Source organism: Streptomyces yokosukanensis (assembly GCF_001514035.1).
GTDB lineage: Bacteria > Actinomycetota > Actinomycetes > Streptomycetales > Streptomycetaceae > Streptomyces > Streptomyces yokosukanensis.
Genome location: NZ_KQ948209.1, coordinates 208,918 through 233,607, shown reverse-complemented (window position 1 = coordinate 233,607; position 24,690 = coordinate 208,918). Strand labels below are relative to the sequence as shown.

The 24,690-nt window shown below is 71.9% G+C and carries 20 protein-coding genes and 1 pseudogene; 6 read left to right on the top strand and 15 right to left on the bottom strand.

The features are described 5' to 3' along the window. Nucleotides 1–47 precede the first annotated feature (47 nt). The 9 genes from AQI95_RS10925 to AQI95_RS10890 all read right to left on the bottom strand — a co-directional run bounded on the left by AQI95_RS10925 (nt 48) and on the right by AQI95_RS10890 (nt 14,412). The gene (locus AQI95_RS10925) at nt 48–1,901 is read right to left on the bottom strand and encodes an acetyl/propionyl/methylcrotonyl-CoA carboxylase subunit alpha (RefSeq protein ID WP_067120861.1); all 1,854 of its coding nucleotides are present in this window, start codon (nt 1,899–1,901) and stop codon (nt 48–50) included. A gap of 5 nt (nt 1,902–1,906) precedes the next feature. After that, entirely contained in the window at nt 1,907–3,514 is a 1,608-nt protein-coding gene (locus AQI95_RS10920; RefSeq protein WP_067120859.1) for an acyl-CoA carboxylase subunit beta, read from the bottom strand. Then, the gene (locus tag AQI95_RS10915) at nt 3,511–5,187 is read right to left on the bottom strand and encodes an acyclic terpene utilization AtuA family protein (protein ID WP_067120857.1); all 1,677 of its coding nucleotides are present in this window, start codon (nt 5,185–5,187) and stop codon (nt 3,511–3,513) included. The genes AQI95_RS10920 and AQI95_RS10915 overlap by 4 nt, the downstream gene beginning before the upstream one ends. Continuing rightward, nucleotides 5,184–5,978, bottom strand: coding sequence for a TIGR03084 family metal-binding protein (locus AQI95_RS10910; RefSeq protein WP_067120855.1), 795 nt, complete (start codon nt 5,976–5,978; stop codon nt 5,184–5,186). Before AQI95_RS10910 ends, AQI95_RS10915 begins: the two co-directional genes overlap by 4 nt. A gap of 111 nt (nt 5,979–6,089) precedes the next feature. Then, entirely contained in the window at nt 6,090–7,826 is a 1,737-nt protein-coding gene (locus AQI95_RS10905; RefSeq protein ID WP_067121539.1) for an NAD-dependent malic enzyme, read from the bottom strand. Between the two features lie 129 nt (nt 7,827–7,955). After that, nucleotides 7,956–8,915: an EamA family transporter gene (locus tag AQI95_RS10900; protein ID WP_067120853.1), complete on the bottom strand. Its 960-nt coding sequence runs from the start codon at nt 8,913–8,915 to the stop codon at nt 7,956–7,958. Between the two features lie 122 nt (nt 8,916–9,037). After that, nucleotides 9,038–10,966: an ABC transporter ATP-binding protein gene (locus tag AQI95_RS10895; protein WP_067121537.1), complete on the bottom strand. Its 1,929-nt coding sequence runs from the start codon at nt 10,964–10,966 to the stop codon at nt 9,038–9,040. A 184-nt stretch (nt 10,967–11,150) separates the two neighbouring features. Further along, nucleotides 11,151–11,282 (bottom strand): hypothetical protein, encoded by a 132-nt coding sequence (locus tag AQI95_RS49810; protein WP_279617001.1) that lies wholly within the window; start codon nt 11,280–11,282, stop codon nt 11,151–11,153. A gap of 187 nt (nt 11,283–11,469) precedes the next feature. Beyond that, a complete protein-coding gene (locus AQI95_RS10890) occupies nt 11,470–14,412 on the bottom strand; it encodes an FAD-binding and (Fe-S)-binding domain-containing protein (protein WP_067120851.1) in 2,943 nt (980 codons plus the stop codon). 161 nt (nt 14,413–14,573) lie between these two features. Here AQI95_RS10890 and serC point away from each other — a divergent pair, with 161 nt between their 5' ends. Continuing rightward, nucleotides 14,574–15,692, top strand: a complete 1,119-nt coding sequence (serC, locus tag AQI95_RS10885; protein WP_067120849.1) for a phosphoserine transaminase — start codon at nt 14,574–14,576, stop codon at nt 15,690–15,692. Here serC and AQI95_RS50110 read toward each other — a convergent pair. Both AQI95_RS50110 and AQI95_RS10875 read right to left on the bottom strand, forming a co-directional pair. After that, nucleotides 15,671–16,003 carry a DUF6879 family protein gene (locus tag AQI95_RS50110; RefSeq protein ID WP_067120847.1) on the bottom strand — a complete coding sequence of 111 codons (333 nt, stop codon included), beginning with the start codon at nt 16,001–16,003 and terminating at the stop codon, nt 15,671–15,673. The two genes, serC and AQI95_RS50110, sit on opposite strands and share 22 nt — an antisense overlap. 107 nt (nt 16,004–16,110) lie before the next feature. Beyond that, nucleotides 16,111–17,079, bottom strand: coding sequence for a hypothetical protein (locus AQI95_RS10875; protein WP_067120845.1), 969 nt, complete (start codon nt 17,077–17,079; stop codon nt 16,111–16,113). A 112-nt stretch (nt 17,080–17,191) separates the two neighbouring features. On the opposite strand from AQI95_RS10875, the gene AQI95_RS10870 reads away from it, so the two are divergent. The 3 genes and pseudogenes from AQI95_RS10870 (at nt 17,192) to AQI95_RS10860 (ending at nt 19,599) form a co-directional block, all read left to right on the top strand. Beyond that, nucleotides 17,192–17,875, top strand: a complete 684-nt coding sequence (locus AQI95_RS10870; RefSeq protein WP_067120843.1) for a GDSL-type esterase/lipase family protein — start codon at nt 17,192–17,194, stop codon at nt 17,873–17,875. A gap of 88 nt (nt 17,876–17,963) precedes the next feature. After that, nucleotides 17,964–18,552: pseudogene (locus AQI95_RS10865) on the top strand (Uma2 family endonuclease). 51 nt (nt 18,553–18,603) lie between these two features. Further along, on the top strand, nt 18,604–19,599 hold the full coding sequence (locus AQI95_RS10860) for an aldo/keto reductase (protein WP_067120840.1): 996 nt from the start codon (nt 18,604–18,606) through the stop codon (nt 19,597–19,599). A gap of 225 nt (nt 19,600–19,824) precedes the next feature. Here the strand turns inward: AQI95_RS10860 and thpR are convergent, their stop codons facing one another. After that, a complete protein-coding gene (thpR, locus tag AQI95_RS10855) occupies nt 19,825–20,397 on the bottom strand; it encodes an RNA 2',3'-cyclic phosphodiesterase (RefSeq protein WP_067120838.1) in 573 nt (190 codons plus the stop codon). Nucleotides 20,398–20,437: 40 nt separating this feature from the next. On the opposite strand from thpR, the gene AQI95_RS10850 reads away from it, so the two are divergent. Next, complete coding sequence (locus tag AQI95_RS10850; RefSeq protein ID WP_067120833.1) at nt 20,438–20,965, top strand: GNAT family N-acetyltransferase; 528 nt, start codon at nt 20,438–20,440, stop codon at nt 20,963–20,965. A gap of 42 nt (nt 20,966–21,007) precedes the next feature. Here the strand turns inward: AQI95_RS10850 and AQI95_RS10845 are convergent, their stop codons facing one another. After that, nucleotides 21,008–22,279 (bottom strand): MFS transporter, encoded by a 1,272-nt coding sequence (locus AQI95_RS10845; RefSeq protein ID WP_067120831.1) that lies wholly within the window; start codon nt 22,277–22,279, stop codon nt 21,008–21,010. 93 nt (nt 22,280–22,372) lie between these two features. Then, entirely contained in the window at nt 22,373–22,810 is a 438-nt protein-coding gene (locus AQI95_RS10840) for a MarR family winged helix-turn-helix transcriptional regulator (protein WP_067120829.1), read from the bottom strand. Nucleotides 22,811–22,965: 155 nt separating this feature from the next. Between AQI95_RS10840 and AQI95_RS10835 the strand changes: the two genes are divergently transcribed. After that, nucleotides 22,966–23,148 carry a ribbon-helix-helix protein, CopG family gene (locus AQI95_RS10835; protein WP_208614134.1) on the top strand — a complete coding sequence of 61 codons (183 nt, stop codon included), beginning with the start codon at nt 22,966–22,968 and terminating at the stop codon, nt 23,146–23,148. A 16-nt stretch (nt 23,149–23,164) separates the two neighbouring features. On the opposite strand, the gene AQI95_RS10830 is transcribed toward AQI95_RS10835, so the two are convergent. After that, a complete protein-coding gene (locus AQI95_RS10830; RefSeq protein ID WP_067120827.1) occupies nt 23,165–24,616 on the bottom strand; it encodes an NCS2 family permease in 1,452 nt (483 codons plus the stop codon). Nucleotides 24,617–24,690 lie beyond the last annotated feature (74 nt).

Genomic DNA, 24,690 nt, shown 5'->3' with positions numbered 1-24,690 from the left:
CTCCGAGTGCGGCTGGTGTGTGGTTGCTCGCGCAGTTCCCCGCGCCCCTAGGGGCGGTCGCCCTCGACGACGGCCAGGAGCGTCCCCATCTCCACTTGCTGTCCCACGGAGACCGGGAGGGCGCTGAGCGTGCCCGCGACCGGCGCCGAGATCTGGTGCTGCATCTTCATCGCCTCCAGCCAGATCAGCGGCCGGCCCGCCTCGACGGCTGCCCCTTCGGCCAGGTCCTCGGCGATGCGCACGACAGTGCCCGGCATCGGGGCCAGCAGGGAGCCCGGGGCCGACTGGGCGGTGGGGTCGGGGAAGCGGGGCAGGGCGGTGAGACGGATGGCGTTGACATGGACCTGGTCGCCGTACGCGGAGACCTCGAACCGGCGCCGCACACCGTCCACTTCGAGGACGACCAGGCGCGCGCCCGCGTGCACGACGCACACGCCGTCCGCCGCGAGGCCGGCACGCGTGTGCGTGTAGCGGACCTCGTGCTCCTCCCCCGCCATCGCGTACCGCTTGACCTGCGGCTGCGAGGGCAGGTTGCGCCAGCCGCCGAAGCGGGAGCGGCCGTGGGCGTCGGCCAGGGCCGCGGCGAGGGGGGCGTACGGGTCGGGGGCCGGGGCCGTCAGGGCGGGCAGATGGCGGTCGTAGAAGCCGGTGTCCATGCGGCCGCTCGTGAACTCCTCGTGGCGCAGCGAGCGCACGAGCAGCTCCCGGTTGGTGACCGGGCCGTGCAGTTCGGCCCGCTCCAGGGCGCCCGCCAGCGCGCGGATCGCCTCCGCGCGCGTGGGTGCGTGGGCGACGACCTTGGCGAGCATCGGGTCGTAGTGGACGCCGATGGTGTCGCCGTCGGTGTAGCCGGTGTCCAGGCGGACGCCGGCCGGTACGGCGAGGTGGTGCAGGGTGCCGGTCTGCGGGGCCCAGTCGCGGGCGGGGTCCTCGGCGTACAGGCGGGCCTCGATCGCGTGGCCACGCGCGCGTGGCGGGTCCTTCTCCAGGGCGTGGCCCTCGGCGACACGGATCTGCTCGGCGACCAGGTCGACGGCGAACACGGCCTCCGTGACGGGGTGTTCGACCTGGAGGCGGGTGTTCATCTCCAGGAAGTGCGCCCGGCCGTCGGCGACCAGGAACTCGACGGTGCCGGCGCCGACGTAGGAGACGGCGCGTGCGGCGTGTACGGCCAGCGTGTACAGCTCGTCCGCGAGCCCCCCGCCGAGGCCGGGCGCCGGGGCCTCCTCGACGACCTTCTGGTGGCGGCGCTGGAGCGAGCAGTCGCGGGTGCCGAGCGGCCAGACGGTGCCGTGGGTGTCGGCGAGGATCTGCACCTCGACATGGCGGCCGTGCTCCAGATACGGCTCCACGAAGACCTCGCCGTCACCGAAGGCGCTCGCGGCCTCGGCGCGCGCGCCCTCCAGTGCGGCGCTCAGCTCCTCCAGACGGCGCACGATCCGCATCCCGCGCCCTCCGCCGCCCGCGGCCGCCTTCACCAGGACCGGAAGGTCGGCCTCGGTGACCTCGGACTCGGCCAGGGACGCGATCCCCATCAGATCCTTCGCCCGCGTCTTGGACGCCATCGCCTCGATGGCCTCCGGGGGCGGGCCGATCCAGGTCAGGCCGGCGTCGAGGACGGCGCGGGCGAAACCGGGGTTCTCGGAGAGGAAGCCGTAACCGGGGTGCACGGCGTCCGCGCCGGCGGCGAGGGCCGCCTTCACGATCAGGTCGCCGCGCAGATACGTCTCGGCGGGCGCCGCGCCCGGCAGCCGTACCGCCGTGTCGGCCACGCGCGCGTGGAGCGCGTCCGCGTCGGCGTCCGAGTGCACGGCGACCGTCCGGATTCCCAACTCACCACAGGTGCGGAAGATCCGGCAGGCGATCTCGCCGCGATTGGCGACCAACAGGGTCTGGATCATGGACCTCACATCCGGAAGACGCCGAAGCCGCCGCGGGCGCCCTCGTAGGGGGCGGTGTGGATCGCGGACAGGCACAGGCCGAGAACGGTGCGGGTGTCGCGCGGGTCGATGACGCCGTCGTCGTACAGCCGCCCGGACAGGAACATGGGCAGCGACTCGGACTCGATCTGCTGCTCCACCATGGCGCGCAGGGCCGCGTCCGCGTCCTCGTCGTACGGCCGCCCCTTCGCCGCGGCCGACTGGCGGGCGACGATGGACAGCACGCCGGCGAGCTGCTGCGGGCCCATGACGGCGGACTTGGCGCTGGGCCAGGCGAACAGGAAGCGCGGATCGTACGCCCGCCCGCACATCCCGTAGTGGCCGGCGCCGTACGACGCGCCCATCAGCACCGACAGATGCGGGACCCGGCTGTTGCTGACCGCGTTGATCATCATCGAGCCGTGCTTGATGATCCCGCCCTGCTCGTACTCCTTGCCGACCATGTAGCCGGTGGTGTTGTGCAGGAACAGCAGCGGGATGTCCCGCTGGTTGGCGAGCTGGACGAACTGGGCGGCCTTCTGCGACTCGGCGCTGAACAGGACGCCCTGGGCGTTGGCCAGGATGCCGACCGGATAGCCGTGCAGGGCGGCCCAGCCGGTCACCAGGCTGGTCCCGTACAGCGGCTTGAACTCGTCGAAGTCGGAGGCGTCCACGATCCGGGCGATGACCTCGCGCGGGTCGAAGGGGGTCTTCAGATCGCCGGGGACGATGCCCAGCAGCTCCTCCGGGTCGTACGCGGGCGGCTCGGCGGAGCCCGGGTCCGGGTACGCCTTGCGGTGGCCCAGGCGGGCGACCACCCGGCGGGCCTGGCGCAGCGCGTCCGGCTCGTCGACGGCGAAGTAGTCGGCGAGGCCCGACACGCGCGCGTGCATCTCGGCGCCGCCCAGGGACTCGTCGTCGCTCTCCTCGCCGGTGGCCATCTTCACCAGCGGCGGCCCGCCGAGGAACACCTTCGCGCGCTCCTTGACCATGATCACGTGGTCGGACATGCCGGGGATGTAGGCGCCGCCCGCGGTGGAGTTGCCGAAGACGACCGCGACGGTCGGGATGCCGGCCGCGGACAGCCGGGTGAGGTCGCGGAAGATGGCGCCGCCCGGGATGAAGATCTCCTTCTGCGAGGGCAGGTCGGCGCCGCCGGACTCGACCAGGCTGATGCAGGGCAGCCGGTTGGCGAGCGCGATGTCGTTGGCACGCAGGGCCTTCTTCAGACTCCACGGGTTGCTCGCGCCGCCGCGCACGGTCGGGTCGTTGGCGGTGATCAGGCACTCCACGCCCTCGACCACGCCGATGCCGGTGACGAGCGAGGCGCCGACCGTGTGGTCGCTGCCCCAGGCGGCGAGCGGCGACAGCTCCAGGAACGGCGTGTCGGGGTCGAGGAGCAGCTCGATGCGCTCACGCGCGAGCAACTTGCCGCGCTCGCGGTGCCGTTGGACGTACTTCTCGCCGCCGCCCGCGAGCGCCTTGGCGTGCTCGGCGTCGAGTTCGGCGAGCTTGGCGAGCATGCTCTCGCGGTGGGCGCGGTGGGCGCGGTGGGCGGGTCCGCCCGGGTCCAGGGCCGAGGTCAGGGTGGTCACAGCAGAGCCTCCGGGATGTCCAGACGGCGGGAGCGCAGCCATTCGCCGAGGGCCTTGGCCTGCGGGTCGAAGCGGGCCTGTGCGGCGACGCCGGCGCCGAGGATGCCCTCGACGACGAAGTTGACCGCGCGGAGGTTCGGCAGCAGGTGCCGGGTGACGGGCAGGTCCCGGCTCTCGGGGATCAGTTCGCGGAACCTCTCGGCGGTCAGCTCGTGGGCGAGCCACCGCCAGGCGTCGCCGGTACGGGCCCAGACGCCGACATTGGCGTTCCCGCCCTTGTCCCCGCTGCGGGCCCCGGCGATCAGCCCGAGCGGCGCGCGCCGGGTCGGCCCGGAGGGCAGCGGGTCGGGAAGGGCCGGTTCCGGTACGGCGTCCAGGGGCCGGGTGTCCTGTGGCGGTGCCACGGGGACCCGGCGTCCGTCATGGAGGACCGCCCTATGGTCTACGGCACCATGGGGGACGTACACATCCTCGAAGACCCCATAGGGGGCGCCCTTTCCGGGTGGGGACAGCACATGGAAGCCGGGGTAGCTGGCCAGCGCCAGCTCCACGGCGGCCCCGGTCAGCGCCCGTCCGACGACCCGTTCGTCCGCGTCGCGCACGACCAGCCGCAGCAGGGCGCTCGCGGTCTCCTCGGTGTCGGCGTCCGGCCGGTCGGTGCGGACCAGCTCCCAACGGACCTCGGCGGGCGGCGTCTTGGCGAGCGCGTCGGCGAGCTGGCGCCGCACGAGGTCGGCCTTGGCCTCGATGTCGAGTCCGGTGAGGACGAAGGCGACCTCGTTGCGGAAGCCGCCGAGCCGGTTTTGGCCGACCTTCAGCGTCGGCGGCGGCGCCTCGCCCCGCACCCCCTCGATCCGCACCCGGTCCGGCCCGTCCTGGCTCAGCCGTACGGTGTCCAGCCGGGCGGTGACATCGGGCCCGGCGTACCGGCCGCCGCCGGTCTCGTACAGCAGCTGCGCGGTGACCGTGCCGATGTCGACCAGGCCGCCGGTGCCGGGGTGCTTGGTGATGACGCTGCTGCCGTCGGCGTGGATCTCGGCGAGCGGGAAGCCGGGCCGGTGCACGTCGCCCTCCCGGAAGAACGCGTAGTTCCCGCCGGTGGCCTGCGTGCCGCACTCCAGCACGTGTCCGGCGACGACGGCGCCGGCGAGCCGGTCGTACTCCCCGGGCCGCCAGCCGAAGTGGGCGGCGGCCGGCCCGGTGACGAGGGCCGCGTCGGTCACACGCCCGGTGACGACGACGTCCGCGCCGGCGCGCAGGCACTCGGCGATGCCGAAGCCGCCGAGGTAGGCGTTGGCGGCGAGGACCGTGGGGTGCTCGGCGGCGAGGTCGTCGCCCTCGACGTGCGCGACCCGGACGGGGATGCCCAGCCGGCCGGCCAGCTCCCGTACGGCGGCGGCGAGTCCGCCCGGATTCAGGCCCCCGGCGTTGGTGACGATCTTCACCCCGCGCTCGTGGGCGAGGCCGAGGCAGTCCTCCAGCTGGCGCGGGAAGGTGCGGGCGTATCCGGCGCCGGGGTTCTTCAACCGCTCGCGGGCGAGGATCAGCATGGTGAGTTCGGCGAGGTAGTCGCCGGTGAGGACGTCGAGTTCGCCGCCGGTGAGCATCTCGCGCAGGGCGCTCGCGCGATCGCCGTAGAAGCCGGAGAAGTTGCCGATGCGCAGGGCCCTCACCGCTCGGACCCCTGGGGTGAGCGGCCGGTACCGGGCGGGCCCGCGAAGGCCTGCGCGATGTCCAGCCAGTGGTCGGCGTCCGGGCCGGTGGCGATCAGGGCGAGGTCGGCGCGGTGGGCGCGCTGGGTGACGAGCAGGCAGAAGTCGAGGGCGGGACCGGTGACACGCTGCGCCGCGCCCTCGGGGCCGTACGTCCACAACTCGCCCGTGGGCGAGGTGAGTTCCACGCGGAACGCGTCGGCGGGTGGTGTGCTCCCATGGACGGTGTAGGCGAAGTCCCGGGTGCGGACGCCCAGTCGGACCACATGCCCCAGCCGGTCGGTGGGTGTGCGGACCACACTCAGCGCATCGGCGATGTCCAGGCCATGGGCCCAGGTCTCCATGAGTCGGGCAGTTGCCATGGAGGCGGCGGACATGGGCGGGCCGTACCAGGGGAATCGGGCGCCGGGCGGTGCGGCGCGCAGTGCCTGTTCGAGGGCCTGGCGTCCGGAGCGCCAGGTCCGCAGCAGCTCGGCGGGGGCGAGCCGGGCGCCGTCCTCCGCGCCCTCGTCCACGAACGAGTCGGGGGCGGCGAGCGCCTTCTCGACCAGGGCCCGGAAGGCGGCCTCGTCGGTGACGGCGAGCAGCGCCGAGCGGTCGGTCCAGGCGAGGTGCGCGATCTGGTGGGCGAGGGTCCAGCCGGGCGCCGGGGTGGGCAGCGCCCATTGCTCCGGACTCGACTCGGCCACGAGCAGGTCGAGTTCCTCGGTCTCGGCACGCAGGTCGTCGATGACGGGCGTCGGGTCGGCCATGGGGGGAGCATGGCAGCGGACCTAGAAACAATCAAGCACGCTTGCATGAATTTGGCCGACACAAGACGGGCGCCCTGCCCGGCGCGGGCGGGGAGCCGCCCGCGCCGTCCGTCACACCGCTTCCACCGCCGGATACACCGGCTCCCAGCGCGCCTCGCGCACCGCCGCCTCGACGTCTCCCGGGGTGTCCGCGAGGTCGGCTCGGGCGACGCCGTCCGCGAGCGCCGCGCGGACCACGGCCACGGCGACCGCCTCCGATGTGCCGCGCAGCTCGCGGATCGGCGGCAGGACCGGCGCGTTCGGCCGGGCGGCGTCCGGGTCTGCGGTCCGGTGGGCCACGGCGTCCGCCGCCGCGCGGAGCATGCGGTCGGTGACACGGGCGGCGCGTGCGACGATCGCGCCGAGACCGAGACCGGGGAAGACCAGGGCGTTGTTGGCCTGTCCGATCTCGTACGTCGTCCCGTCCCGCTCGACCGGGGCGAAGGGGCTGCCGGTGGCCACCAGCGCCGCGCCGTCCGTCCAGTCGAGGAGGTCGGCGGGGGTGGCCTCGGCGAGGTCGGTGGGGTTGGACATGGGCAGGATGATCGGGCGCGCGGTGTGCGCGGCCATCGCGCGGACGATGCTCTCGGTGAAGGCACCGCCCTGACCGGAAGTACCGATGAGGATGGTCGGGCGGACCCGCCGGACCACCTCGTCGAGGGGGATGCCGGGCAGGCGGTCGTCGCGCCGCCAGCCGTCGGCCTCGGCGGCGGGGCGGGCGTAGGGCCGCTGGAAGTCGCGGAGCCTGTCCCCCTGGTCGCTGGTGAGCAGCCCGTAGCGGTCGACGCACCAGAAGCGCGCGGTGGCCTCGGCCGGGGACAGCCCCTCGGCGACCAGGGCGTCCCGGAGCTGGTCGGCGACGCCGACACCGGCCGTGCCCGCGCCGAACACGACGATCCGGTGCTCGGGCAGGGGCACGCCCGCGGCGTGCGCGCCGGACAGGACGGCGGCGAGATTCACCGCGCCCGTGCCCTGGATGTCGTCGTTGAAGGTGCACACCCGGTCGCGGTAGCGGTCGAGGATGCGGCGGGCGTTGGCGGGGCCGAAGTCCTCCCAGTGCAGCAGGGCGTCCGGGAAGAGCGCGGTCGCGGTGGTCACGTAGGCGTCGATGAAGGCGTCGTACGTCTCGCGGTCGGCACGGGGGTGACGATTGCCGAGGTAGAGGGGGTTGTCGAGGAGTTCCACGCGGTTGGTGCCGACGTCGAGCATGACCGGCAGGGTGCGGCGCGGGTCGATGCCGGCGGCGGCCGTGTAGACGGCGAGCTTGCCGACCGCGATGTCGATGCCGCCCACGCCCCAGTCGCCGATGCCGAGGATGCCCTCGCCGTCGGTGGCCACGATCAGGTCGACGTCGCCCGCGCCGAGGCCGCTCGCGCGCAGGGAGCGCTCGATGTCCTCGGGGGCGTCCACGGAGAGGTAGATGCCGCGCGGGCGGCGGAACTCGGTGCTGTAGCGGCGGATCGCCGTGCCCACGGTAGGGGTGTAGACGATGGGCAGCATCTCTTCGAGGTGATCGCCGACGAGCCGGTAGAACAGCACCTCGTTGCGGTCGTGCAGGGCGGTCAGGTACACGCTCTTGGCCAGGTCGCCCGACTGGTCCCGGAACTGCCCGTAGGCGCGCTCGGCCTGCTCGTCCTGGCTGAGCACGCGCGGCGGGACCAGTCCGACGAGGTCCAGCTCGCGGCGCTGCGCCTCGGTGAACGCCGTACCGCGATTGATCCGGGGGTCGGCGAGCACCGCCCGGCCACGAGCGGCGATCCTCAGCGGACGAGGGGCGGTCTTGCCGGTGCCGGTGCCAGTGCCGGTCAGGGGATCCACGGGATCCACGTTTCCACAGACATCCCGAAGGCGCGCACGCAGTTCGCCCTCCCGGTGAGGGCGGTGTTCCACGTGCCTGGCTCCGGAGGGGGCCGGTGCCGCGCGTGGACCGGGGCGCGCTCAGGCCTCCGGCACCGGTTCCACCTTGGCCCTGCCCCGGCCCACCTGGGTGCGGACCGCGCCGATGCTCGCCGCGATGACCAGGGCGATGGCTCCCGCCTCGGCCGTCGACAGGGACTGGCCGAGGACGAGGAAGCCGGCCGTCGCCGCCACCGCCGGTTCGAGGCTCATCAGGATCGCGAACGTGGAGGCGGGCAGGCGGCGCAGGGCGAGGAGTTCGAGGGTGTAGGGCAGGACCGAGGAGAGCAGGGCCACCGCCGAGCCGAGGGCGACCGTCGTGGGGTTCAGGAGGCGGCTGCCCGCCGCGGCGACGCCGATGGGGAGGAAGAGCAGGGCAGCGACCGCCATGGCCAGGGCCAGGCCGTCCGCCTGCGGGAAGCGGCGGCCCGTACGGGCGCTGAAGACTATGTAGATCGCCCACATGGCGCCGGCCCCCAGGGCGAATGCCACACCTATGGGGTCGAGATTGCCGAAGCCTCCGCCGCCCAGCAGGAAGACACCGAGCAGGGCCAGCCCCGCCCACACCGCGTTGACCGCGCGGCGGGAGGCCAGCACGGACAGGGCGAGCGGGCCGAGGACCTCCAGCGTGACCGCCGCGCCCAGCGGGATGCGGGTGAGCGCCTCGTAGAAGAGGCCGTTCATCGCGGCCATCGCGATGCCGAAGGCGATCACCGTGCCCCAGTCGGCGCGCGAGTGGCCGCGCAGCCGGGGGCGGCAGACCAGCAGCAGGACCACGGCCGCCGCGAGGAGGCGGAGGGCGACGACACCCGGCGCGCCGGCCCGGGGCATCAGGGTCACCGCGAGCGCGCCGCCGAACTGGACCGAGATGCCGCCCGCCAGCACCAGGCCCACCGGGCCGAGGGAGCCGAAGCGGCGCGGTGCCCCGCCCGGGGCGCCCGGGGTCGGTGTCGTGGCACTGGAGGTGCTGGAAGCGCTCGAAGCGCTGGAGGCGGTGGTCACGGGCAGTCCTGGGCTTGATCGAGTACGTCCATCGCGATGTACTACCAAGTCCAGGGTAATGGACTTCGACAGGAGCGTGAACCCTTTTAGGGACTGTCCCGGATGATGGAATCCTCCGACGGTCACCCGCCCGGCCAGGCCTCCTCGCCACGGAACAGGGGACGGCCGTCGGGGAGGTACCCGGACACGGTGCCGTACGGCTCATGGGCCGGCCGGGGCAGCGCCTCCCCCCACAGCGGCATGCGCAGCTCGCCGGTGTCCGTCACCGCGTTGTTCTGCGAGCGGTGCAGCCGGGCGTACGCGCCGCCCCGGGCGAGGAGTTCGTCGTGGCGGCCGGTCTCCACGATCCGGCCCCGGTCCACGACGAGAATGCGGTCGGCGTCGGGGGCGAGGTTGAGATCGTGGGTGATCATGATCGTCGTACGGCCGGTCATCAGGCGGCGCAGCGGTTTGACCACGCGGCGGGCGGCCATCGCGTCCAGGCCGGTCGTCGGCTCGTCCAGGACCAGGACGGGCGCGTCGCGCAGGATGGCACGGGCGATGGCCAGCCGCTGGAGCTGACCGCCCGAGAGGCGGGCCGAGTTGGGGTCCACCCGGGTGTCGTAGCCGTCGGGGAGGCGGACGATGAAGTCGTGCGCGTCGGCCGCCCGTGCCGCCTCCTCGATCGCCTGGCCGCTGGCGCCGGGCCGGCCGCAGGCGATGTTGGCGCGGACCGTGTCGCGCAGGACGAGCGTCTCCTGCGGCAGGAGCGTCACATACGCGCGCAGGCGGGCCAGCGGGAAGTCCCGCAGGGGTACGCCGTCCAGGAGTACGTCTCCGAAGTCCGGGTCGTAGAAGCGCAGCAGCAGCTTGGACACCGTGGACTTGCCGGCGCCGCTCGGGCCGGTGACGATCACCAGCTCGCCGGGGCTGACCGCGAAGGAGAGATCCTCGAGGGCGGCCTTCTCGGCGCCCGGGTAGCGGAAGGTGACGCCGCGGACCTCGACGGTGCCGTCCGGGCGGCCGGCCTCCGTGGCCCTGCGCGGGTCGGAGACCGAGGGGCGGACGTCCAGGATCTCGATGAGCCGCTCGGCACCGGCCGTGGCGGCGGTGACGGTGAGGCCCAGCTGGGCGAGGCCGCGCACCGGCGGATAGAGGTAGCCGAGGAAGGCGGCGAAGGCGAGGAGCTGCCCGAGGGTCATCCGGCCGGTCGAGATCTCCCAGGCGCCGATGCCGATCACGGCGAGCACGCACACGGTCTCGATGACCTGGACGAGCTGCTCGTACGCCTCGTTCAGACGGGTGGAGCGGACGGAGGCACGGAACCAGGCGGAGGCCTCCTCGTGCAGCCGGCGGCGTTCGGCGTCCCTGCGGTCGTACGCCTGGGTGAGCACGATGTTGCCGAGGGACTCCTCCACCACGGAGGTGATCGCGCCGTCGGCGACCCGGCCCTCGCGCGAGACGTCCTTGATGGAGCCGGAGAAGCGGCGGGCGGCCAGCCAGAACAGGGGCGCGAGGACGAAGGTGGCGGCGGCCAGGTCCCAGCGCAGCCAGAACGCGGCGACCGCGTAGAAGAGGGCGGAGAAGGCGGCCGAGGCGGCGCCGACCAGGCCGGACACGACCATCGTCTCGATCGCCTCGACGTCGCCGGTCAGCCGCGAGAGCAGATCGCCCTGGCGGTGGCGCTGGAAGAAGTGCGGGGGCAGCTGCTGGACATGGTCGAAGACGTGCTCGCGCAGCCGCATCACGAACCGTTCGGTCACCCAGGCGGCGAGGGAGTTGCCGGCGTAGGCGACGACGGCGCCGACCACCGCGATCACCAGCCACTTGCCCGCCGGGCTCCAGAACGCGGCCGGTGAACCCTTCTGCAGGGCATGGTCGGTGAGGTCGCCGAACAGCAGGACGGCCTCGGTCTCGGCGAGCGCGGCGAGCACCGTGCACAGCCAGACCAGCAGCAGCCAGCGGCGCAGCCCCCTGGTCAGCGGCCAGAAACGACGGAACGCGGTACGGGCCGGAACGGTCGGGGTCGAGGCGTACTCGTATTCCAGTTCCTCGCCGTCATCGTATTCCATGCACATCCCCTCCGCTTTCCATCACGCATCTGCGGCACGCATCCACGGCACACATCCGCGACTTTCGCCCCGGATTTCTCCCCGGATTTCGCCCCGGATTTCGGATGCGGAAAATCCAAGAAAGGAGAAGGGGGCCGACGGTGCACCATCGGCCCCCTTTCACTTCACTGCTCGCTCAGCCGGTTCAGCGGTGCTGGCCGGGCAGCGGCTTGGGCAGCGGCTTCGGGCCGTGCTTCTTCTTGGGCTTCGGCGGGGGCGGGGGCGGGAGCTGCTTCTTCGGCTTCGGGGGCAGCGGGGCGAGCTTCCTGAGGCTCATTCCGACTCCTAATGTCGCACTGTTCTCATGGATGTCGAATTCCGTTTCCGGAACCCGACGACGAAGAACTTACACGCCACCACGGAGCCTGAACGGCAAAATTGGCAAAGGGCCGCTGTGAAAACCTTGGCGGTTCCTGAGAGACGGGCACGGGGCTGAGAATTCTCTTATGAAGCTGAGAGGAGCCTTATGAAATGTCCAGGGCCTCCGCCAGCACCTCCGCCAGATGGCGTCCCCGCACTTCGGCCAGCTGTTGCAGCTGGGTACGGCAGGAGAAGCCGTCGGCCAGGATCACCGCCTCCTCGGGCGCCTGCCGGACCGACGGCAGGAGCTGTTCCTGCGCACAGGCCCTGGACACCTCGAAGTGGCCCTTCTCGAAGCCGAAGTTGCCCGCGAGTCCGCAGCAGCCGCCGCTCAGCTCGCCGGTGAGGCCCGCGGCCTCGCGCAGCCGGCGGTCGGGGCCGTCGCCGAGCACCGCGTGCTGGTGGCAGTGCGTCTGGCCGGCGACCGGGCGGTCCACGGCGGGCGGTGTCCAGTGCGGGGCGTACCGCTGCACGGCCTCGGCGAAGGTGACGACGGCCGCGGCCAGCCGCGCCGCGCGCGGATCGTCGTGCAACAGCTCGGGCAGGTCGGTGCGCAGGGCGGCCGCGCAGCTCGGTTCCAGCACGACGACGGGGACCTCGGCCCGCAGCACCGGCTCCATCAGGTCCAGGGTGCGGCGCAGGACCCCGCGGGCGCGGTCGAGTTGGCCGGTGGAGAGGTAGGTGAGGCCGCAGCAGACGCGGGCCCGGCGGGCGGTGAGCAGCGCGGCGGCCGAGCGGGTCCGGCCGTCGGCGATCCCTCCCCCGCGCACCAGCAGCGTCGGCGGCAGGGCCACACGCAGCCCGGCGGCCTCCAGCACCCGGACGGCGGCCCGGCCGACGGACGGGGACAGATGCTCGGTGAAGGTGTCCGGCCAGAGCACCACCAGGCCCCCGGCCCCCGAGCCGCCTGCACCCGAGTCGGAGCCGCCCGACTCCAAGCCGCCCGCCCCCATCCCCGTCGCCCCCGCCGTCCCCCCGTCCCCCCGGACCGTCTTCCTCCCGCGCCACCAACCGGTGAACGTCCGTGTCGCCAGCCGGGGGATCTCCCGCTCGGCCGCGATGCCGCCCAGGCGTTTGCCGACGCGGGCCAACGGCCCCACCGCCGCGAGGGCGTTGAACAGTGGAGCGGTGTGCGTGAGGGCGATCCAGCGCAGCCACTGCGGCAGTCGGCCCATGCTGAGGTGCGCGGCGGGGCGGCGGCGGCCGGCGTAGTGGTGGTGCAGGAACTCCGCCTTGTAGGTGGCCATGTCGACGCCGACCGGACAGTCGGAGCGGCAGCCCTTGCAGGACAGGCACAGATCGAGGGCGTCGCGGACCTCCGTGGAACGCCAGCCGTCGGTGACCAGTTCACCGGCGAGCATCTCGTGCAGCAGCCGGGCCCGGCCGCGCGTGGAGTGCTCCTCCTCGCCGGTCGCGCGGAAGGAGGGGCACATCACGGCGGGCCCGGCCGCCGTGGTCGTACGGCACTTGGCGACGCCCACGCAGCGGCGGACGGCGGCCCGGAAGTCGCCGTCGTCGGACGGGTAGCCGAAGGCCACGTCCACCGGGCGGCGGGGCAGGACGGCGAAGCGGAGGTTCGCGTCCAGCGGGGCCGGACGGACCAGCATGCCGGGGTTGAGCAGGTCGTCGGGGTCCCAGACCGCCTTGGCTCGCTCGAAGAGCCGTACCGTCTCGTCCCCGTACATGCGTGACAGCAGCTCCGCGCGGGCCTGCCCGTCGCCGTGCTCCCCGGACAGCGAGCCGCCGTGGGCCACCACCAGGTCGGCCAGTTCCTCGGAGAAGCGGCGGAAGCGGCCGACGCCCGCCTCGGTGAGCAGGTCGAAGTCGATACGGACGTGGATGCAGCCGTCGCCGAAATGGCCGTACGGCGTGCCGCGCAGGCCATGGGCCGACAGCAGCGCACGGAAGTCCCGCAGATACGCGCCGAGCCGGGCGGGCGGCACCGCGCAGTCCTCCCAGCCGGGCCAGGCCTCACTGCCGTCGGGCATGCGCGTCGCCGTGCCGCTCGCGTCCTCGCGGATGCGCCACAGGGTCCGCTGGGCGGCCGGGTCCGTCACCACCAGGGAGCCGACCACGTCGGCGCCCCGGACGATCTCCTGCGCACGCGCGCGTGCCTCGGCCGCCGTCTCCCCGCCGGTCTCCACGAACAGCCAGGCGCCGCCCTCGGGCAGTCCGACCGGAGAGCGCACCAGGTCGGCCGCCATCCCCTCCACCGTCAGCGGGCCGAAGGGCAGCAGACCGGCGGCGGCCTCGGCGGCGGCGCTCTCGTCGGCGTAGCCCAGCACCGCCAGGGCGCGCGCGTGCGGGGCCTCGACCAGTTGCACGACCGCCTCGGTGAGGATGCCGAGCGTGCCCTCGGAGCCGCAGAAGGAGCGGGCGACATCGGTGCCCTTCTCGGGCAGCAGCGCGTCCAGCGCGTATCCGGAGATGCGGCGGGGCAGGTCCGGGAAACCCGTGCGCAGCCGGGCCAGATCGCCCTCCACCAGCTCGCGCAGCCCCTCGGGAGCGTCCGTCCAGCCCCGCCCGAGCCGCAGCCGCCGTCCGCGCGCGGTGAGGACGGACAGTTCCCGCACGCTGTCCGCGGTCGTCCCCCAGGCCACCGAGTGCGAGCCGCAGGAGTTGTTGCCGATCATTCCGCCGAGCGTGCACCGGCTGTGCGTGGAGGGGTCCGGGCCGAAGCGCAGACCGTGCGGGGCGGCGGCCTCCTGGAGGCGGTCGAGGACGAGGCCGGGCTGCACGACCGCCGTGCGCGTGCCCGGGTCCAGCTCCAGCAGGCCGTTCATGTGCCGGGTGAAGTCCAGCACCACACCGGCGCCGGTCGCCTGCCCGGCGATCGACGTGCCGCCGCCGCGCGCCACCACCGGCACACCGCGCGCCCGGCAGACCTCCAGTACGGCGGCCACGTCGTCGGCGTCTCCCGGGGCGACGACGCCCGCGGGGACACGCCGGTAGTTCGACGCGTCCATGGTGACCAGCGCCCGGGAGGTGACGTCGAAGGCGACGTCGCCCCGGACGACCTTACGAAGCTCGCCCGCAAGATCTGCCATACGTCCAGCAAACCAGCCGACCGCGTCGGACGGGCAGCCGGCCGGGGATCCCGGGGCCGGGGGACAGCGCCCCCGGCGACGGCGACACGGCGACACGAACCCCGTCTCATCCGACGGACGAGGCTTCGCCCCGGTTTCCCCCACCGGCTAACCTCACTTCCGTGGCCGACATCCAGATTCCTGCTGACATCAAGCCCGCCGACGGTCGTTTCGGCGCGGGCCCCTCCAAGGTGCGCACCGAGGCGCTGGACGCCCTCGCCGCCACCGGTACGTCCCTGCTGGGCACCTCCCACCGCCAGGCGCCGGTCAAGAACCTGGTCGGCGAGGTCCGTGAGGGCATCTCCGAGCTGTTCTCGCTGCCCGAGGGCTACGAGGTGGTCCTCGGCAACGGCGGCTCCACCGCCTTCTGGGACATCGCCACCCACGGTCTGATCGAGAACAAGTCCCAGCACCTGAACTTCGGCGAGTTCTCCTCCAAGTTCGCCAAGGCCGCCAAGCTCGCCCCGTGGCTGGCCGAGCCCACCGTCATCGCCGCCGACCCCGGCACCCACCCCGAGGCGCGGGCCGAGGCGGGCGTCGACGTCTACGCGTTCACGCACAACGAGACCTCCACCGGTGTGGCCATGCCGATCAAGCGGGTGGCCGGCGCCGACGAGGGCGCGCTCGTCCTGGTCGACGCCACCTCGGGCGCGGGCGGCCTCCCGGTCGACGTCGCCGAGACCGACGTCTACTACTTCGCCCCGCAGAAGTCCTTCGCCTCCGACGGCGGCCTGTGGATCGGCGTCTTCTCGCCCGCCGCGATCGAGCGCGCCGAGCGCGTCCACGCCTCCGGCCGCCACGTCCCGGAGTTCTTCTCGCTCCCCACGGCGATCGACAACTCCCGCAAGAACCAGACGTACAACACCCCGGCCCTCGCCACCCTGTTCCTGCTCAACGAGCAGCTGAAGTGGCTCAACGGCCAGGGCGGGCTGGCCTGGTCCACGGCCCGCACGAAGGACTCCTCCACCCGGCTCTACACCTGGGCCGAGGAGAGCAAGTACGCCACCCCGTTCGTCACCGACCCGGCCAAGCGCTCCCAGGTCATCGGCACCATCGACTTCGCGGACGAGATCGACGCCGCCGCCGTCGCCAAGGTGCTGCGCGCCAACGGCATCGTGGACACCGAGCCGTACCGCAAGCTCGGCCGCAACCAGCTGCGCATCGCGATGTTCCCGGCGATCGCCCCGGCGGACGTCGAGGCACTGACGAAGTGCGTCGACTACGTGATCGAGAAGCTCTGACTTTTCGAGTTCGGCGGTGAGGGGCGCCCGGTGATCACCGGGCGCCCCTCGTCGTTGCGTGCGCCGTCTACGTGAAGTGCGTGTGGGCGCGGTTCACGCTCGCGGAGAGGTGGGGTGGGGGCCCATGTCTCGTACGTCTCGTGCGGGATGCCCCGCGCCCAGAGGGCCTCGAAGGCGTCCGAGCACTGCTTCACGACGCTCGGCTCGGCGCGCGACCCGACGGTCGCGTCAGCCCAATCGCCGGCGCCTGTGCGGTGATTGAGGAGCACCTGCCGCCCTTCGAAGATCCACAGATCGGATCCCGGCAGCATCAGGGCGACATCGAGCGCGACGGCAGACGCCTGGCCGCTCTGGTGACCTGTTCCCGGGCATCGCCGGAGCCCCGAACTCCCATGCCCTGTCGCTCGGTGAAGGCGGCTCACCGCCGGCGCCGCAGCCGCCGCACCCCGAACAGCGCGGCCACCCCCGCCGCGACGACGACGGCGCCGAGCTTCAGGCTGCTGCCGGTCGAACCGGTCCCGTCGCTCGGACCACCGCTCGCGGAGGGGGACTTGGAGGCGGGCGGGTCGGGTGCGTCCTTCGCCACGACCTCGCTGTCGGCGCCCTCGCTGCTGTACAGCAGCTTGGTTCCGTCGACGGAGTAGCTGACGCCCTCGCCCTGGCCCTGCAGGGGCACGTCGAGACGGCCCTTGCGGCTGATCCGGCCGTCGTTCCAGTCGTAGTAGATGCCGCCGAGGTAGCCGCGCACGGCGAGGTGCCGGCCGTCGGGGGAGAAGGCCGCGTCCGTGGCCCACAGGTCGACGGGGGCGATCGGCTTGAAGATGTTCGCGCCGGAGGTGGAGAGGGCGGCCGGGCCCTCGTACAGGTGCCCGCCGTCCTCCTTCTTGTCGATGATGTAGACCCGCCCGGTCTTCGGGTGGACGATCAGCGACTCGGCGTCGCGCGGCCCGTTCGCGTACTTCACGACGTACTGCGTGGCGGTGACCGTCTGGTCCTTCAGCTCCTTCGGCTCGGGCAGCCGGTAGATCCACACGTACGGCCACTTGCCGCCGAAGTTGTCGCCGATGTCGCCGAGGTAGATCTCGTCGTGCGGGCCGATGGAGATGGCCTCGACATCGCGCGGGGACCCGATGCCGCGCAGGGTGATCCGGGCGACGGTCTTCCCGGTCCGGCTGTCGACGGCGTAGATGTACGGTCCGTCACCGCTGTCGTTGTGCGTCCAGTAGACGCCGGGGTGGAGACGGGAGGCGGCGAGCCCGCTCGACTCGGTGATCCTCGGGTCCTGGAGGGTGAAGCCGTGGTCGCCGGCACCGTCGGCGGCGGAGGCGGGCAGCGCGCAGGCGCCGGTGAGCAGCACCCCGGCGAGGACGGCGAACGATCGACGCATGCCCCAAGCCTGCCACTGCCTCCGGAGGTTCGGCCGCGGCGCTGCCGCGGGGCGCACCGGACGTGGTGGGCCTCACATCCCACGACTGCGTGTGATCGTCCATCATGAGCGGATGCTCAGATTCATGCCCGTAGGTGACTCCATGACGATCGGGAGCGCGGGCGAGCACACGTGGCGATACCGGTTGTGGCGGCACCTGTGCGCGACGTACGACGGCCCGTTCACCTTCGTCGGACCGCGCGAGGAGCTGTACGACAAGTCGGCCGACGCGCCGGCCTCGTACGCGTACGCCGAACCCGACTTCCCCCGCCGGCACCTGGCGGGCTGGGGCGAGGGCTGGCTGCACATGGCGCCGCTGATCGGCGAGACGGTACGCAGCCACCGTCCGGACGTGCTGCTGGTCTCCCTCGGCCTGATCGACCTGGGCTTCTACACGAACGCCGAGCAGACCGCGGAGAACGTAAGGGCGTTCGTCACGGCCGCCCGGGAGACCGACCCGCGCATCCGCATGGTCCTGCTGCCGGTGATCCCGAACATCCGCACCGAGACGGACGAGCCGTTCGCCGCCCAGGTGGACCTCTTCAACGTCCTGCTCGCCAAGACGGTGGCCGACCTGGACGAGCCCCGCTCACCACTGCTGCTGGCCTCGCGCCCCGAGCCGTACGACATCCACACCGACACCTACGACGGCACGCATCCCAACGCGAGCGGGGAACACCGGATCGCGGCGGCGTTCGCGGGGGCGATGTGGGAGGCGTGGGGAGTCGGACGGGCGTACGCGGCCGGAACAAGTTGACCGATTTCCGGCGACTCCTGGTCACCCTGCGTATCGTTGTTCTGCGCGGCTGTACCTGTCCGTGGGGCGGCCGGGGAGGAGCGCCACGATGACCGTCCTTGAAGACAGGATCGAGATGGCCGAGCAGAGCGGCGAGCTGACTCTGGACGTCATGTTCGAGTGCCTCGAGAAGATGCCCATCCCCGAGGGAACCAAGGTTGAGATCGTCGGGGGGAACATCTTCATGTCGCCGCAGGGTCAGACCCACTGGGAGATCATCGCTGACATCTATGAGCAGCTCCGCGCAAGGTACCCGCGCAAGGCGGATGGCCTCCGACGTGCGGATCGACTTCCCGGGGCGCCTGAACGGTTTCGCATGTGACGTCGCGGCGATGGCCGAGCGGTCGGTGAAGGACAGCAATGGCCGCTGGCGGTACCAGGACGTCGAATTCGTGGCCGAGGTCATCTCCAAGGACACGGCGGCGAACGACTACGGATCCAAGAAACTCGCCTACGCCCTCGCCGAAGTCCCCGTCCACCTCATCGCCGACCCCTACGAGGGTCTGTGCCGCATCTACACTCAGCCGCACGACGGCGACTACGCCACCGAGACGAAGGCACACTTCGGCGACCCCCTGGACCTCACCCACACGGTTGTCGACCTCACCCTCAAAACCGACGAATTCCCCCGCGACTGACCCCCGCAACCGCTTGCATAGAGCGCACTTCAAGCCGTTGGCTTGTGGACCATGAAGTACACGCAGCTAGGACGCACGGGACTCAAGGTCAGCCGACTCGTCCTCGGCACCATGAACTTCGGCCCGGTGACGGAGGAGCCCGACAGCCACGCGATCATGGACGCGGCGCTGGACGCGGGCATCAACTTCTTCGACACCGCCAATGTGTACGGCTGGGGCGAGAACAAGGGCCGTACGGAATCGATCATCGGCAACTGGTTCGCCAAGGGCGGCGACCGCCGCGACAAGGTCGTCCTCGCCACCAAGGTCTACGCCAACATGGCCCCCGACGGCCAGGCCGCCTGGCCGAACCACGACAAGCTCTCCGCGCTGAACATCCGGCGGGCCGTGGACGCCAGCCTGAAGCGGCTGCAGACCGACCACATCGATCTCTACCAGTTCCACCACGTCGACCGGGACACCCCGTTCGAGGAGATCTGGCAGGCGATCGACACCCTGGTCCAGCAGGGCAAGATCCTCTACGCGGGATCCAGCAACTTCCCGGGCTACAAGATCGCCCAGGCCAACGAGATCGCCGCCCGCCGCGGCGGCACCATCGGCCTCGTCAGCGAGCAGTGCCTGTACAACCTCGCCGAGCGCCGCGCCGAGATGGAGGTGATCCCGGCCGCACGGGAGTACGGCCTCGGTGTCATCCCCTGGTCGCCGCTGCACGGCGGTCTGCTCGGCGGCATCCTGGAGAAGGAGGTCCAGGGTGGCCGCCGCGCCTCCGGCCGGGCCGCCGACACTCTCAAGGACCCCGCCGCCCGCGCCCAGGTCCAGGCGTACGAGGACCTGGTCGGCAAGCACGGGCTGGAGCCCGGCGAGGTGGCCCTGGCCTGGCTGCTGACCCGGCCCGGCGTGACCGGCCCGATCGTCGGCCCGCGCACCGCCGAACAGCTGGACTCCGCGCTGAAGGCGGTCGAGCTGGAGCTGGACGACGAGCTGCTGAGCGGCCTGGACGAGGTCTTCCCCGGTCCGGGACCGTCCCCGGAGGCCTTCGCCTGGTAGGTCCGAAGCGGCAGCCGACGACAGAACCTGGGGGCGCGGGGAACCGCGCGACCGAACCGTGGCGGCCGGCGTCCGGCGGCCGCCGGACGGCGCGCGCGCCCCGCCCCCGAGGTGGCCGGAGGCAGCGGCTACCTGACGGCCGAAGCCAAGGCCACCACCACAAACATGAGAACGAGCGCACCGGCCATGATCCGGTTCCGGGTTTTCGGGTCCACGGCGTCGAGCCTAACCGGCGCCGTCCAGGGACCAGCGGCCGACCACCTCGTACCGCGGCTGCTCCCCCCTCACCCCGGACCGCGGCAGATTGCTGCGCACCAGCACCAGGTCGTCCACCGTCCACGCGCTGCTGGTGAAGTCCGCCAGCGCGTCGACGTACGGCCGGGTCTCGAAGGCGTCCCGGCTGCGGGCCACGGTCAGATGCGCCTTGTACCGCCGGTGCTCCTCCATCGGCACCCCCGCCTTCCGTGCCGCCGCCTCCGCCCGCTCCGCCAGCAGGCGCAGGTCCGCGACGTCTCCGGACGCCCCGGCCCACAGCGCGCGGCCGTGGCCGAACTGGCCGCCGCCGCAGACGGCCAGCCCGAAGGGGGCGGTGCGGTGGGCCGCGCGGGCGAGACGGTCCGACAGGGCGGGTACGACGTCGTCGGCGACCTCGCCGTAGAAGGCGAGCGTGAAGTGCCAGCCGGGGCGGCCCGTCCAGCGCAGCGCGTCCGCGCCGGGCAGCCTCTTCAACTCGGCCACCTCGGCGGCGAGTTCATGGACGACATGCTCCGCGGGGAGCACCGCGGCGAAGAGTCTCATGCCTTCACCTTCGCAGACGCCTGTGGGCATGATGGCTTTCATGACGATCACCATTCGCGAAGGCGGACCCGCCGATCGCCCCGTGATGCTCGGCATGCTCGACAGCGCTGTGGAGTGGCTGGTCTCACAGGGGCGCACCCGCCAGTGGGGCACCGAGCCGCTGTCGACGAAGCCGACGGTGGTGGATTCGGTGGCCGGATACATGGCCAGGGGCACGGCGTACATCGCCGAGGTCGACGGCGTGCCGGCCGCCACCCTCATCCTCACCGACGCTCCCGGCGACTACCTGTCCCACCTCCCGTCGCCCGGTGAGCCGGAGAAGTACATCCACTGGCTCGCCTCCGACCGCCGTTTCAAGGGGCAGGGCGCCGGTGCCGCCCTGCTCGCCCACGCGGCCGAGGTGACCCGGCAGGCCGGGGGCGCCCTGTTGCGCGTGGACTGCTACGCGGGCGACGACGGCAGCCTCGTCGCCTACTACGAGGCCAACGGCTTCACCCCGACGCAGGCGTACACCGCCGGCCCCGAGAACGACTGGCCGGGGCAGGTGCTGGCCCGGAGGGTGAGTTAGCACACCCCGCACACCCCGCGCCCCCTCCGGGAGCCGGGTGGCTCACGCGGCCGTCACCAGCTCCTCCCGCTCGCGCGGGACGAACCGGACCCGCGGATGACCGCGGTGCCAGCCCACCGACAGCCGCAGCCCGCCGATGCGGGCGAGGACCAGGCCGACGGTGGCGGCCGCCACGGCGGAGATGACGCCGCCGAGGACGAAGCCGACCCGGGGGCCGTAGGTGTCGGTGATCCAGCCGACGACCGGCGCGCCCAGCGGTGTGCCGCCCATGAACACCATCATGAACAGGGCCATCACCCGGCCGCGCATGGCCGGGTCGGTGGCCATCTGGACCGCGGTGTTCGCCGTGACGTTCACCGTGAGGCCGAAGATCCCGATCGGGACCATGAGCAGCGCGAACAGCCAGTACGCCGGTGCCAGCGCGGCCACGACCTCCAGCACGCCGAAGGCCAGCGCGGCGGCGATCAGGAGGCGCAGCCGGGCCGTGCCGCGCCGGGCGGCCAGCAGGGCGCCGACCAGGGAGCCGGCGGCGATCAGGGTGTTGAAGAGGCTGTAGCCGCCGGCACCGGCGTGGAAGACGTGCTCGGCGTAGGCCGACAGCCACACCGGGAAGTTGAAGCCGAAGGTGCCGATGAAACCGACGAGGACGATCGGCCAGATCAGCTCGGGGCGACCGGCCACGTACCGCAGGCCTTCCCGCAGCTGGCCCTTGCCCCGCGGCGCGCGCCGGACCACGTGCAGCTCGCGGGCGCGCATCAGCAGCAGGCCGGTGATGGGCGCGACGAAGGACAGGCCGTTGGCGAGGAACGCCCAGCCGGTGCCCACGCCGGTGATCATCAGACCGGCGACGGCCGGGCCGACCAGGCGGGCGGACTGGAAGTTCGCCGAGTTCAGGCTGACCGCGTTCTGCAGCTGCTCGGGGCCGACCATCTCGGAGACGAAGGACTGGCGGGCCGGGTTGTCGAGCACCGTGGCGAGGCCGACGGCGAAGGCGGCGACGTAGACGTGCCAGACCTGGACCTGGCCGGTGAGGGTCAGCGCGGCCAGCGCGAGGCCCGAGAGCGCCATGGAGGCCTGGGTGGCCAGCAGGGTGGGGCGCTTGGGGAGGCGGTCGACCAGGACACCGCCGTAGAGACCGAACAACAGCATCGGCAGGAACTGCAGGGCCGTGGTGATACCGACGGCCGCGGAGGAGCCGGTGAGGCTGAGGACGAGCCAGTCCTGGGCGATGCGCTGCATCCAGGTGCCCGTGTTGGAGACGACCTGGCCTATGAAGAACAGGCGGTAGTTCCGGATCCTCAGCGAGCTGAACATCGAGGACTTACGAGGGTTGTGGGCGGTCGGTGCGGGGGCGGAAGGTGTTCCGGATCCCGTACTCAAACGAGTTCGCCTCCTTGGGTGGCTTGCTTACAGGTGTGCGAGCTTCTCCAGCACGGGGGCGGCGGCGCGCAGTGCGGCCCACTCGTCCTCGTCGAGGCCCTCGACCAGGCCGGCCAGGAAGGCGTTGCGCTTGCGGCGGCTCTCCTCGAGCATCGCCTCGGCCTGCTCGGTCTGGGTGACGACCTTCTGGCGCCGGTCCTCGGGGTGCGGCTCCAGCCGGACCAGTCCCTTGGCCTCCAGCAGTGCGACGATGCGGGTCATCGACGGCGGCTGGACGTGCTCCTTGCGCGCCAGCTCGCCCGGCGTGGCCGAGCCGCAGCGGAAGAGGGTGCCGAGCACCGACATCTCGGTGGGGCTCAGCGACTCGTCGACCCGCTGGTGCTTGAGCCGACGGGACAACCGCATCACGGCGGAGCGGAGGGCGTTCACGGCGGCAGCGTCGTCGCCATGGGTGAGGTCCGACATGTTCTTTAGCGTAACTCATTACTCTCGCTAAAGACCACCGCGACACGGGTGCGATGCCCGTGACCCTGGCCACGGAACCCATAGATCACCCATATGAGTGAGCCGGTTCCGGAAAGTGACGCATCGGGTGGCCGGATGTGGCGACCCTCATAGGCATGGGGACCAGTGTGCTCAGCCTGCGGATAGACGGGGAGCTGCTCGAAAGGCTCCGGCACCACGCGGCGAAAAGAGGAATGAGCGTGCAGGACTATGTGGTCCGCACGCTCATCCGGGACGACTTCGACGAACGGTTCTCGGCCGCCGTCGAGGAGACGGAGAGGTTCTACGGGGTCACCTGAGAGACCCCGTGGACGCTCAGGTCAGGCCCAGGGCCGGCATCAGGTAGTAGAAGGCGAAGACCGCCGAGACGATGTACATCGCGACCGGGACCTCCCGGAACCGGCCGGCGGCCAGGCGCAGCACCGTGAAGGTGATGAAGCCCATGCCGATGCCGTTGGTGATCGAGTAGGTGAACGGCATCATCAGCATCGTGACGAACGCCGGGATCGCGACGGTGTAGTCGGCCCAGTCGATCTCCTTGATGGAGTTCGACAGGATCAGGAAGCCGACCGCGATCAGCGCCGGGGTGGCCGCCTGGGAGGGGACCATCGTGGCGACCGGGGTGAGGAACAGCGCCGCGGCGAAGAGGCCGCCCGTGACGACGTTCGCGAGACCCGTCCGGGCGCCCTCGCCGACACCGGCCGTGGACTCCACGAACGCGGTCGTGGCCGAGGAGGAGCTGACACCGCCCGCCGCGACCGCGAGGCCGTCGACGAAGAGGACCTTGTTGATGCCGGGCATGTAGCCCTGGGCATCGGTCAGCTTGGCCTCGTCGCTGATGCCCATGATCGTGCCCATCGCGTCGAAGAAGCACGACAGCAGGACCGTGAAGACGAACAGGATGCCGGTCAGCACGCCGACCTTGGAGAAGCCGCCGAACAGGCTGACCTGGCCGACCAGGCCGAAGTCCGGGGTGGAGACCGGGTTGCCCGGCCACTTCGGGACCGTCAGCCCCCAGGACGAGACGTGGGTGACCGCGTTGATGATCACCGCGAGGACGGTCATGCCGACGATCGAGATCAGGATCGCGCCCGGCGTCTTGCGGACGATCAGCGCGAAGGTCAGCAGCGCACCGAGGATGAAGACGAGCACCGGCCAGCCGTGCAGATGGCCGCCGACGCCGAGCTGGAGCGGGACGGTGGTCTGGGCGGCGTCCGGCATCCGCGTGACGAAGCCGGAGTCGACCATGCCGATCAGCATGATGAACAGGCCGATACCGATCGAGATCGCCTTGCGCAGGCTGAACGGCACGGCGTTCATCACGCGCTCACGCAGGCCCGTGGCGACCAGCAGCATGACCACGAAACCGGCCAGCACGACCATGCCCATGGCGTCCGGCCAGGACATCCGGGGCGCCAGCTGCAGCGCGACGACGGAGTTCACGCCGAGGCCGGCGGCGAGCGCGATCGGCACATTGCCGATGACGCCCATGAGCAGCGTGGCGAACGCGGCGGTCAGCGCGGTCGCCGTCACCAGCTGGCCGTTGTCCAGGTGGTGGCCGTACATGTCCTTCGCGCTGCCGAGGATGATCGGGTTCAGCACGATGATGTACGCCATCGCGAAGAAGGTGGCGAGACCGCCACGGATCTCCCGGGCGACGGAGCTGCCCCGTTCGGAGATCTTGAAGTAGCGGTCGAGCGCGCCGTGGACCGGCGCACCGCCCGGCATTTCGGGGGTGGGGACCTTGGCGGGTGCCGGCGTGGACATGCGGATCCTCATCACCGAAGGGGTTCCCCCGAGCCCCTTTGGAGTTTCATACGAGCAGAAGTGGACAAAGACAA

Excerpts from the sequence above, each read along its gene's own strand:
- AQI95_RS10925 (WP_067120861.1), bottom strand. The coding sequence starts at position 1,901 with ATGATCCAGACCCTGTTGGTCGCCAATCGCGGCGAGATCGCCTGCCGG.
- AQI95_RS10910 (WP_067120855.1), bottom strand. The coding sequence starts at position 5,978 with ATGGCCGACCCGACGCCCGTCATCGACGACCTGCGTGCCGAGACCGAG.
- AQI95_RS10895 (WP_067121537.1), bottom strand. The coding sequence starts at position 10,966 with ATGGAATACGATGACGGCGAGGAACTGGAATACGAGTACGCCTCGACC.
- AQI95_RS49810 (WP_279617001.1), bottom strand. The coding sequence starts at position 11,282 with ATGAGCCTCAGGAAGCTCGCCCCGCTGCCCCCGAAGCCGAAGAAGCAG.
- AQI95_RS10890 (WP_067120851.1), bottom strand. The coding sequence starts at position 14,412 with ATGGCAGATCTTGCGGGCGAGCTTCGTAAGGTCGTCCGGGGCGACGTC.
- AQI95_RS50110 (WP_067120847.1), bottom strand. The coding sequence starts at position 16,003 with ATGCTGCCGGGATCCGATCTGTGGATCTTCGAAGGGCGGCAGGTGCTC.
- AQI95_RS10875 (WP_067120845.1), bottom strand. The coding sequence starts at position 17,079 with ATGCGTCGATCGTTCGCCGTCCTCGCCGGGGTGCTGCTCACCGGCGCC.
- AQI95_RS10870 (WP_067120843.1), top strand. The coding sequence starts at position 17,192 with ATGCTCAGATTCATGCCCGTAGGTGACTCCATGACGATCGGGAGCGCG.
- AQI95_RS10860 (WP_067120840.1), top strand. The coding sequence starts at position 18,604 with ATGAAGTACACGCAGCTAGGACGCACGGGACTCAAGGTCAGCCGACTC.
- thpR (WP_067120838.1), bottom strand. The coding sequence starts at position 20,397 with ATGAGACTCTTCGCCGCGGTGCTCCCCGCGGAGCATGTCGTCCATGAA.
- AQI95_RS10850 (WP_067120833.1), top strand. The coding sequence starts at position 20,438 with ATGACGATCACCATTCGCGAAGGCGGACCCGCCGATCGCCCCGTGATG.
- AQI95_RS10845 (WP_067120831.1), bottom strand. The coding sequence starts at position 22,279 with ATGTTCAGCTCGCTGAGGATCCGGAACTACCGCCTGTTCTTCATAGGC.
- AQI95_RS10840 (WP_067120829.1), bottom strand. The coding sequence starts at position 22,810 with ATGTCGGACCTCACCCATGGCGACGACGCTGCCGCCGTGAACGCCCTC.
- AQI95_RS10835 (WP_208614134.1), top strand. The coding sequence starts at position 22,966 with ATGGGGACCAGTGTGCTCAGCCTGCGGATAGACGGGGAGCTGCTCGAA.
- AQI95_RS10830 (WP_067120827.1), bottom strand. The coding sequence starts at position 24,616 with ATGTCCACGCCGGCACCCGCCAAGGTCCCCACCCCCGAAATGCCGGGC.